Consider the following 6,744-nt stretch of genomic DNA (forward strand, 5'->3'; position numbering starts at 1 on the left):
AGCCTTGACAGCCCCTCCGGCGCACGGCAGCGGGCATTCATGCGAACGACGGCGGAGCGCGACGCGCGTCAGGACTGGCTCGCCCGCCTCGGCGCGGTGCGGCGGCCACGCCTGCTGATCGTCGCGTTCTGCCTGCTCGTCTTCCTGCCCGGGTTCGTCACGATCCCGCCCTCGGATCGCGACGAGAGCCGATTCGCGCAAGCCACCAAGCAGATGCTGGAGACGGGCGACGTCGTCGAGATCCGCTTCGGCGACGTCGCGCGCAACAAGAAGCCCGTCGGCATCCACTGGGCGCAGGCGGCGACGGTCTCGGCCGCGACCTCGCTCGGCCTCGCCGAGCGCACCGACATCTGGCCCTACCGCGTTCCCTCGCTGGCGGGCGGCGTGCTCGCGGCGCTGTTCACCTTCGCGCTGGGGCGCCACCTCGTCGGGCGGGAGGCGGCGCTGATCGTGGCGCTGATGCTGCCGGCGAGTCTCGTCGTCGTGGTCGAGACGCACATCGCCAAGACCGACGCCGCGCTGCTCGCCACGGTCGCGGCGATGATGCTGGTGTTCTCGCGCGCCGTGCTCGCGCCGGCCGCGTTCGGCAGGGCGCAGGCGGCCGGGTTCTGGATCGCGCTCGGCATCGGCGCGCTGCTGAAAGGTCCCGTCGCGCCGATGGTGGCGGCGCTCGCGGCCCTCACGCTCTGGTGGCTCGACCGCCGCGCCGGCAGGCCGCGCGACTGGCTGCGGGCGCTGCGCGCGTCCTGGGGCGTGCCGGTCGCGCTCGCCGTGGTGGCGCCCTGGGCGGTGCTGATCTGGATCGCCACCGACGGCGGGTTCTTCCTCGAGGCGCTGCGCGGCGATCTCGGTGGCAAGGTGACGGGCGCGGACGAGGCGCATGGCGGCCCGCCCGGCTACCACCTGCTGCTGGTCGCGCTGACCCTGTTCCCGATCTCGCTGATCGTGCTGCGGGCGATTCCCGCCACCTGGGCCGCGCGCACCGATCCGGTGGTGCGGGTGCTGCTCGCCTGGATCGTGCCGACCTGGCTGGTCTTCGAGCTCCTGCCGACCAAGCTGCCGCACTACGTCAGCGTGACGTTCCCGGCGGTGCTGCTGCTGGCGTCGCGCTGGCTGCTTGACCCCGCTCGCCGCGCGCCGCCGCGCTGGCTGAGCCATGTGTCGCTCGGGCTGTGGCTGCTCGCGGCGGCAATCGTCGCAGCCCTCGCGGTCGCGCTGCCGGTGGCGGCGGGCGGCGGCATCCCCTGGGGCACGCCGGTCGCGGTGATCGCCGTCGCCGCACTCGTGTGGGCGGTGCTGCGCGCGAGCGACCTACGGCGAGCGGCGGTGGCCATGCTGGTCGCGGCACCGGTGATCTACGCCGCGCTGCTGGAGGGCGTGCTGCCGCGCATCGAGCCGATCTGGATCAGCCCCCGCGTGGTCGCCGCCGCGGAGGCGCACTGGCAGACGACCGGCGACCGTCCGCCACCGGCGGAACGACCCTTCGCCACGGCCGGGTTCCACGAGCCCTCCCTGGTGTTCCTCGCCGGCACCGACACGCGGCTGGTCCGCGACGGGATCGGGGCCGCGCAGCATCTCGCCGAGCGGCCGCGCGGGCTCGCGCTGGTGCGCGACCGCTACGACGCCGCGTTCCGCGCGGAGGCCGGGCGGCTCGGTATCGCGCCACAAGCGATCGCCACCATCACGGGACTGAACTACTCGCGCGGCCAGCGCCTGACGCTGACGCTCTACGCGCGCTGAACCGGGATGTTGTCGATCAGCCTTGTCGCGCCGAGCCGTGCGGCCACCAGCAGCCGTGCGGGTGCGCCGTCGAGGCGGTCGCGCGGCGCGAGCGTCTCGGCGTCGCGCAGGTCGAGATAGTCGGGTTCGCTGAAGCCCGCCGCGACCAGCCCACGCACGGCATCTGGCCGGAGTGCGGCCATCGCCGCGCCGTCGCGCAGCCCTGCGGCCACCTCCTGCAATGTGCGATGCAAGGCAGGCGCGGCTGCGCGCTCGGCGGCTGAGAGATACGCATTGCGCGAGGACAGCGCGAGCCCGTCCGGCTCGCGCACCGTCGGCACGCCGATCACCTCGACGCCGAGCCCGAGATCGCGCGCCATGCGCCGCACCACCAGAAGCTGCTGGTAGTCCTTCTCGCCGAACACCGTCACGTCGGGCTGCACCTGGCAGAACAGGCGCGCGCACACGGTCGCGACACCGGCGAAGAAGTGCGGGCGGATCGCGCCCTCCAGCGGCTCGGTCAGGCCCGAGACCGTCACCCGCGTCGCATCGCCCGGCGGATAGATCTCCTCCACCGCGGGCGCGTACAGCACATGCGCGTCGACGCGCTCGAGCAGCGCGGCATCCGCCGCCTCGGTGCGCGGGTAGCGTGCGAAATCCTCGTGCGGCGCGAACTGGGTCGGGTTGACGAACACCGAGACGACGACCCGCTCGCAGGCCGCGAGCGCGCGCTCGACCAGCACGGCGTGGCCGCGATGCAGCGCCCCGAGCGTTGCGACCAAGCCGATCCGCGTCCCCTCGCGGCGCCACGGCGCGAGCAGCGCGCGCAGCGCCGCGGCCGTGCGGACGACGCTCAGCGCCATCCGGAGGACGGCACTGAGCCACCCGCGCGCCGGGGCGCTGCCGGGCGCGCGGCGACACCGCCGCCTCCACCACCCATCCGCCGTGCAAGCTCCTCGAGCGCTGCGACGCGGTTCTCGGTCTTCGGATGGGTCGAGAACAGGTTGTCCATGCGCGCACCCGAGAGCGGATTGATGATGAACATGTGCGCGATCGCGGGGTTGGCCTCGGCGTGGCGGTTCTCGATCCGGCGCGCGCTGTTCTGCAGGCTCACCAGCGCCGAGGCGAGCGCGCGCGGATCGCCGCAGATCTCCGCGCCGACACGGTCGGCCTCGTACTCGCGCGAGCGGCTGATCGCCATCTGCACCAGCATCGCGGCGAGCGGGGCGAGGATCAGCATCAGGATCAGCCCGATCGCCCCGAACGGGTTGTTGCGGCTTCCGCCGCCACGGAACAGGAAGCCGAACTGCGCGAGCATCGAGATCGCGCCGGCGATCGTCGCGGTGACGGTCATGATCAGCGTGTCGCGGTTCTTGATGTGCGCGAGCTCATGCGCGACCACGCCGGCCACCTCCTCCTCCGACAGATGGCGCAGCAGCCCTGCATTCACCGCCACCGCGGCGTTCGCAGGATCACGGCCGGTGGCGAAGGCGTTCGGCTGCTCCTCGTCGATCACGTAGAGGGCGGGCATCGGCAGCCCGGCGCGGCGCGCGAGCTGCTCAGTCATGGCATAGAGCCGCGGCGCGTCGGCCGGGCCGATCGGGCGGGCGCCTGCCATGCGCAGCACCATCTTGTCGCTGTTCCACCAAGCGAACAGGTTCATCCCGCCAGCGACCAGCAGCGCGATCAGCGCCCCGGCCTCGCCGCCGATCGCCCCGCCGATCACAACGAACAGCGCGGTCAGCCCGGCGAGCAGGATGGCGGTCTTGACATAGCCCGACATGGAGAGGGTCCCCTGACACGGATGGCGGCGAGGATATGGGAACGCGGTCCCCCTTGGCACGAGACCCGGCGCGGCTCACATCGCGGGCATGGAGAAGAGCACCGAACGGGGCACGCCGGAACCCGCCGAGGCGCCGAAGCCGCCGCCGAAACCGAAGGAGATCGGCGGGCCGAAGGGGCCGGAGCCGACCCGCTACGGCGACTGGGAGCAGAAGGGCCGCTGCACCGACTTCTGAGCCGGCCGATAGCACGTTCGGCGAACGCGCTTGGGGGTACCGGCCGGTCCAACCACATGATCTGGTTCGCTTTTTCGCCGGCGCATCAATCCCGATTCGTTCGCGCGACTCGGACCACTCCCTTGTTCGTGAAGTTTTTCCCGGCCGCGAATCGGCGCAATCCGTTCTTGCTGTGTTCGTTCTCAGACAGGAACATCATACCGCGCCGAGGCGACCCGCCATGCGCAACCAGAGCGCGAGGGCCATGTCCCAGACTGCAGCCGGCAGTTCCCGCGCCGTCCAGTAGAGCCTGTGCGCGCGCCCGATCCGTCGCCCCGCGGTCGCGCCCAGCCCTCGCGCCCTGAGCCCGGCGATCCGCAGCAGCACGACGCAGCGCGGCACGTGATAGGCGCTGGTGACGGCCAGGACGGCGGTGTCGCGCGGGATCAGCCGTGCGGCTGCGCGGACCGTATCCATGGTGTCGCGCGCGGCGGCGTCCTCAACAATCCGGCTTGAGGCGATGCCGTGGGCGCGCAGGCGCCGCGCCATTGCCGTCGCCTCGGCCGGGGTGCTGCGCCCGGGCCCGCCCGAGACCAGCACCCGGGCTTGCGGAAAGCGCCGCGCCGCCAGGGCCGCCGCCGCGATCCGGCGCGCGAGTTCGGGCGTCGGCGAGCCGTCCGGCTGCACCGGGAAGCCGAACACGACGATCCACTCGGCCACGGCGCTATCCGCCCGGCGGGGCGGCGAGCAGCAGCCGGTTCATCGCGCTCAGGCCCGCGTAGAGTGCGCCCCACTCGCGCCGCACCCGCTCCGCCGGCGCCTCGATCCCGGCCAGCACGGCGCCGAGTCGGGTGCGCCCGTCGATCCGGCGGAGCAGCGCCGCCCCCAGTGGCGGCAGCGCCACCGGCAGGGAGACGCCGTCGAGATCGAAGGCGAGCCGCCCCCCCGCCCCGGCCTGGGCGGCGAGTGCGGCGCCGTCGAGCTCGCGCAGCACGGGGATGCGGGTCTCGTCCTCCGGGTCGGGTGGCGCCCAGCCCGCGCCCGCGCGCACCGCATAGACGATGTGCACGGCCATGGTGCCCGCGGCCGCCTCGGCGAGCGCGGCCCGCTCGGCCCAGGGCAGCGTGGCGGCGCGGGCGCGGAGCCGCGGGTCGGCAAGCCACGTCGCCGGATCGTAGCGCGCGGGCTCGATCAGCGCGGTCGGCACGAGCCCCGCGCCGTCGAGCAGCGCCAGCAGGTCGGGGACCGTGTAGGCGCGGTCGCGCGCGTGCAGCAGCAGATCGACGATCCCGGCGTCGCCGCCGGCGATGTGGTCGCCGAGCCGCGCGTTGCGCGCGAGCCAGTGCTCCGGGTGCAGGCCGCGCAGGAACCGCCGTGCGGCCTCGACGCGTTCGGGCAGCGGCAGTCCGGGCGGGGCGAGGCGGCGGAGCGCGTCCTGCGCCATGTACACCCCCGTCCGTCCGTGCGGCGCATAGACCATCAGCCCCAGCCCGCCGCCCGGCGCCAGCACCGACACCAGGGCGCCGAGCGCCACCGCCGGGTCGGGCAGGTGGTGCAGCACGCCGCAGCAGTCGATGTAGTCGAAGGGCCCGAGCCCGAGCGTCGGCAGGTCGAGCAGCGAGCCCAGGACGAAGGCGACATCGGCGAGCCCGCGCGCCTCCACCCGCCGGCGCGCGATTGCCATCGCGGCGGCCGAGCGGTCGAGATAGGTCACCCGCCCCGCTCGCCCGGCGCGGGCGAGCTGCGCGGCCAGCATCACGCAGGCATCGCCCGTGCCGCCGCCGGCGATCAGCGCCTTCAAAGGCCGGCCGGGGTCGCGGCGCGCGCCGAACACCCAGTGGTCGATCTCGGCCAGATGCGAGGGGCTGCCGACCACCAGCCGCTTCGCCTCGTCCCTGGCGTCGCGCGCGGGGTATGGGTAGGCCTCGTACTGGTCGGCGACGAGCGCGTCGGCCAAGTCGTGGGACCGCTGGTCCGTCATCGGGGAAGCCTTGTCATGGAGACCGCGCGCGGCTGGTTCGGCATCGGCATGGAGGGGGTGAGCAAGCCCGGCAATGCCGGCGCGCTGTTCCGCACCGCCCACGCCTTCGGCGCGTCCTTCCTGTTCACGGTGGGCGACAGCCCCGGCATCGCGGCGACGCGCGCGACCGACACCTCGGACGCCACGCGCCATGTGCCGTTCTACCGGTGGCCGTCGGTCGAGGCCATGGCCCTGCCGCGGCTCTGCCGGCTGGTGGGGGTGGAGCTGACCGAGGAGGCCGTGCCCCTGCCGTCGTTCCGTCACCCGCCGCAGGCGGCCTATGTGCTGGGCCCCGAGCGGGGCAGCCTCGGCCCGGCGATGCTCGCGCGCTGCGACTTCATGGTTCGCATCCCGACCCGCTTCGCGATCAACCTGGCGGTGGCCGGCGCGCTCGTGATGTACGACCGCTGGGTGGCGATGGGCCGCTTCCCGCCCCGCCCCGTCGCCTCCGGCGGACCGGGCGAGGCCGAGCCCCCGCCCGCGCATGGCCGCCCGCGCTTCCGCCGCGGCACCCCGGCCCTGCTGCGTGGCGAGGACACGTGAGCGTCGCTTGAGGCGCGCCGCTGCGGCCCGTATGTATCGGCCCATGATGCGCGCCCTGATCCTTCCGCTCGCCCTTCTCGCGGCCCAGCCCGCGCTCGCCCAGCAGGCCGGCCCGACCGCGATCGGCCAGTTCCAGGACTGGCAGGCGGCCACCCTCACGGAGGGCGGCGGCAAGGTCTGCTACGCCTTCGCCCGCGCCGGGCGGAGCCAGCCCGCCATCGCCAATCGCGGCGAGGTCGTGCTGACGGTGACCCACCGTCCCGGCAGCCGCGACCAGGTGGCCGTCCGGGCCGGCTACACCTACCCCTCCGGCGCCGAGCCCGCGGGAACGGTCGAGGCGGCGGCCGGCAATGTGAGTCTGGCGTTCTTCACCGCCGGCGACGCTGCCTTTGCGCGCGATCGCGCCGAGGCGATCCAGGGCTTCCAGCGCGGCCGCGCGCTGCGCGTGCAGGGGCCGGGTCCGCG

Annotated in this window: 8 protein-coding genes; 4 read left to right on the forward strand and 4 right to left on the reverse strand. The window is 74.1% G+C overall.

What is annotated here, in order from left to right; all coding sequences use genetic code 11:
- The coding region (locus tag ACTIFU_RS21560; protein WP_439580383.1) for an ArnT family glycosyltransferase at positions 1–1,740 on the forward strand (1,740 nt) is incomplete at its 5' end.
- Here ACTIFU_RS21560 and panC read toward each other — a convergent pair.
- Together panC and htpX are read right to left on the reverse strand one after the other, a co-directional pair.
- Positions 1,728–2,582 (reverse strand): pantoate--beta-alanine ligase, encoded by an 855-nt coding sequence (gene panC, locus ACTIFU_RS21565; RefSeq protein WP_439580384.1) that lies wholly within the window; start codon positions 2,580–2,582, stop codon positions 1,728–1,730. The two genes, ACTIFU_RS21560 and panC, sit on opposite strands and share 13 nt — an antisense overlap.
- Positions 2,573–3,502, reverse strand: a complete 930-nt coding sequence (gene htpX, locus ACTIFU_RS21570; protein ID WP_439580385.1) for a zinc metalloprotease HtpX — start codon at positions 3,500–3,502, stop codon at positions 2,573–2,575. The genes panC and htpX overlap by 10 nt, the downstream gene beginning before the upstream one ends.
- 88 nt (positions 3,503–3,590) lie before the next feature.
- Here htpX and ACTIFU_RS21575 point away from each other — a divergent pair, with 88 nt between their 5' ends.
- Positions 3,591–3,737 carry a DUF1674 domain-containing protein gene (locus tag ACTIFU_RS21575; protein ID WP_439580386.1) on the forward strand — a complete coding sequence of 49 codons (147 nt, stop codon included), beginning with the start codon at positions 3,591–3,593 and terminating at the stop codon, positions 3,735–3,737.
- 195 nt (positions 3,738–3,932) lie between these two features.
- Here ACTIFU_RS21575 and ACTIFU_RS21580 read toward each other — a convergent pair whose 3' ends face one another.
- Together ACTIFU_RS21580 and ACTIFU_RS21585 are read right to left on the reverse strand one after the other, a co-directional pair.
- Complete coding sequence (locus tag ACTIFU_RS21580) at positions 3,933–4,436, reverse strand: YdcF family protein (RefSeq protein ID WP_439580387.1); 504 nt, start codon at positions 4,434–4,436, stop codon at positions 3,933–3,935.
- A gap of 4 nt (positions 4,437–4,440) precedes the next feature.
- Complete coding sequence (locus ACTIFU_RS21585; protein WP_439580388.1) at positions 4,441–5,697, reverse strand: class I SAM-dependent methyltransferase; 1,257 nt, start codon at positions 5,695–5,697, stop codon at positions 4,441–4,443.
- A gap of 15 nt (positions 5,698–5,712) precedes the next feature.
- Here ACTIFU_RS21585 and ACTIFU_RS21590 point away from each other — a divergent pair, with 15 nt between their 5' ends.
- Positions 5,713–6,279, forward strand: coding sequence for an RNA methyltransferase (locus tag ACTIFU_RS21590; RefSeq protein WP_439580389.1), 567 nt, complete (start codon positions 5,713–5,715; stop codon positions 6,277–6,279).
- Positions 6,280–6,322: 43 nt separating this feature from the next.
- On the forward strand, positions 6,323–6,744 hold a 422-nt coding region (locus tag ACTIFU_RS21595; protein ID WP_439580390.1), incomplete at its 3' end, for an invasion associated locus B family protein.

This window comes from Elioraea sp., from assembly GCF_051860475.1.
In the GTDB taxonomy this organism is placed as follows: Bacteria; Pseudomonadota; Alphaproteobacteria; order Acetobacterales; family Acetobacteraceae; genus Elioraea.